This window comes from Brevibacterium yomogidense, from assembly GCF_900163715.1.
In the GTDB taxonomy this organism is placed as follows: domain Bacteria; phylum Actinomycetota; class Actinomycetes; order Actinomycetales; family Brevibacteriaceae; genus Brevibacterium; species Brevibacterium yomogidense_A.
On record NZ_FWFF01000018.1, the window covers coordinates 1 to 2,625 of the forward strand.

A 2,625-nucleotide genomic window follows, 5' to 3' on the forward strand; every position below is an offset into this window, starting at 1 on the left:
GCCATCCTGTTCTCTTCGGTGTTCCCGTCGAGCAACAGATGTAAATCTATGCCACCTCAGCGCACAAGCGCAAATCGTCGCAGTGTGTTTCACGTCGCATGCGTCTGGAGGACCGTTCGATCGGCGTGTAGTCGCCGAACGCGCCAGTTGCCCGGCGTTGCGGCTCGCGATTGCTCGCGCGACGTGCCTACCTGAATCGGGCAACGCTGCAGGTTTGGGCGATCCCACTGTGCCGAGGCGTAGACCTCCCCCACCCCGTCTGTGGAACGACGATGTGCGGCGATCGCTGGGACAGAGGTCACCACGACATTGCCGGCACCGTCAATTCCGCCACCCTGCCCGTCATGTCTTCTCATGCGGACTCGATGACCAGACAGGCTCCACCCTGAGCCGCAGACCGGGATCGTCGACCGCCACCAAGTCGTCCGGCCACCACGGAGACCGACGACAACATGCGGGCCACAGAGCGTCGCTCTTTCGAGTACAGCGCCGGCGCACCTCGGCCATCTGCTCTGGTACACGGTCCCACATTGTCATGTCGCGGAGGACGAGTGAGGCCCCTACTCTGAAGACCGAGCTCGGTTTCACTTCCACAGCTCCAGAACTCAGTGGACGCGTATCCCGGGACAACCTGTTGCGCAGAACAACACGACCGTCGGGTGCGCTGCTGAGCGGGTGACATAGACCTTTCGGCCCACCAGCCCCATCTCTTGGTCGTATCCGGGTTCGTTGAATTCCGTCTTCGCACCGTTCGTCGTCACCGACGACGGCCATATCGCAGGCACCGTGCCCGTCCTCGAAACCCCGCACGACGGGGACGAGTATGTGAAGGTCTGAAGGCCACTCGATATCGCGTCTAGGTGTACTGACCGGAGACGTTAGTAGAGTGACTTTCTCTGGGAGCCTTGACCTTGACACTGTGTGATGCGGTCTGGTGGGAGTCGACATGTTGAGCATCGGAGAGATCGCGCATAGCACCGGTGTCTCGCGGCGCATGCTGCGGCACTGGGAAGACGAGGGGTTGCTGACCCCAGCTGTAACCGACCCCGTGACCGGCTATCGGCGCTACCAAGACAGCCAGCTAGGGCGCGTGCGAGCCATCACGGAGCTGCGCGCGCTCGGGTTCGGTTTGGCCGAGATAGGGCAGCTGCTCGATCCGCAGATCGGGCAGTCCACGCTGGAATCGCTTCTGATTCACCAGGTAGATGCCTTGCAGCGGGAGATCACCGAGGCTTCAACACGTCTGGTCCACGTTCAGCACCGGCTGGACATCATCCAGAACAAGTCCATGGAGATCATCATGAATCTGTCCCTCACCGCACTGCCCAGCCTCAATTTCTGGGGGCTGAGCACCGCCGTCCTTGATGAGACCGAGATCGGTCACGCCGTGAGCGAGTTGTACCGGCGTCTCCCGCAATCCGATGAAGAGATCGTGCTTCTGTACGACGGCACGCGCGACGACCAGATCACCGTCTCGGCCGGGACTATGACGCAATCTGAATCTGAGGCGGTCAGCAGGATCGTCGTACCGGAGGTCCCGGAAGGCGTAACGGTCACGTTCGATGTGCCCCCAGAGAGCATCGCGGATGCCTGGATCCTCATCGAGACCGAGCTGGAGAAGCGACACCTGACCAGCTTTGGAGTCTATCGGCAGGTCAACAGCGCGACGGGGCACGTCACCCTGCAGGCCCCTGTTCGCGAGCGGCACTGATTTGTCGGCCACGGCAAACGGGGCCAGCGGCGTTGTCGAGCCGTCGCCTGGATGTGAGCCTCAATGAGCCATGCAAATGCGGCCCTTACCCCGCGCCACAGGCTGAAAGTTGCCCACCTGGTCGTCGACCAGGGGTGGCGGATCAGTGAAGTAGCGGCCCGCTTCCAAGTGTCCTGGCCGACGGTCAAGCGCTGGGTCGACCGCTACCTCGCCGGCGAACCGATGCAGGACCGCTCCTCGCGGCCGCGGAGATCTCCGGGCAAGACACCCAAGACTGTGACGAAGAGGTGCGTCAGCCTGCGGATGCGTCTGCGGGAAGGGCCGGTCCAGCTCGCTGCGAGACTCAACATCGCGCCGTCGACGGTCCATCGAATCCTGCGATCGGCCCGATTGAACCGACTCGCCTATGTCGACCGCGAAACCGGTGAGCCCATCCGCCGGTATGAGCATGACCATCCGGGATCGATGGTGCATGTGGACGTGAAGAAGCTCGGCAACATCCCCGACGGTGGCGGCTGGCGTTACGTCGGCCGCCGCCAAGGCGAGAAGAACCGCGCCGCGACACAGGACAAGTCACGCAACGCCTACGGCAACCCAAAGCTCGGATACGCATTCGTACACACCGTCATCGACGACCACTCCCGCGTCGCCTACACCGAGGTTCACGACGACGAAACAGCCGTCACTGCCGTCGGTGTCCTACGTCGGGCCGCCAGCTGGTTCACCGACCGTGGCGTCACGATTGAGCGAGTGTTGTCAGACAACGGCGGTGCGTACCGCTCGTACCTTTGGCGCGACACGTGCGAGGTCCTGTCGATCATCCCGAAGCGCACCCGCCCGTACCGCCCACAGACAAACGGGCTCATCGTAAAAGAGAGTGTAGAAGTGGTCTGAAGCCGCCGGTGTCTAGCAGT

At 62.6% G+C, this 2,625-nt stretch carries 1 protein-coding gene and 1 pseudogene; both read left to right on the plus strand.

Annotated elements, in window-relative coordinates:
• Window positions 1-946 precede the first annotated feature (946 nt).
• On the plus strand, window positions 947-1,711 hold the full coding sequence (locus tag FM105_RS11735; protein WP_069600088.1) for a MerR family transcriptional regulator: 765 nt from the start codon (window positions 947-949) through the stop codon (window positions 1,709-1,711).
• A 63-nt stretch (window positions 1,712-1,774) separates the two neighbouring features.
• A pseudogene (locus FM105_RS11740) lies at window positions 1,775-2,578 on the plus strand (IS481 family transposase); the annotation flags it as partial.
• Window positions 2,579-2,625 lie beyond the last annotated feature (47 nt).

Excerpts from the sequence above, each read along its gene's own strand:
- FM105_RS11735 (WP_069600088.1), top strand. The coding sequence starts at position 947 with ATGTTGAGCATCGGAGAGATCGCGCATAGCACCGGTGTCTCGCGGCGC.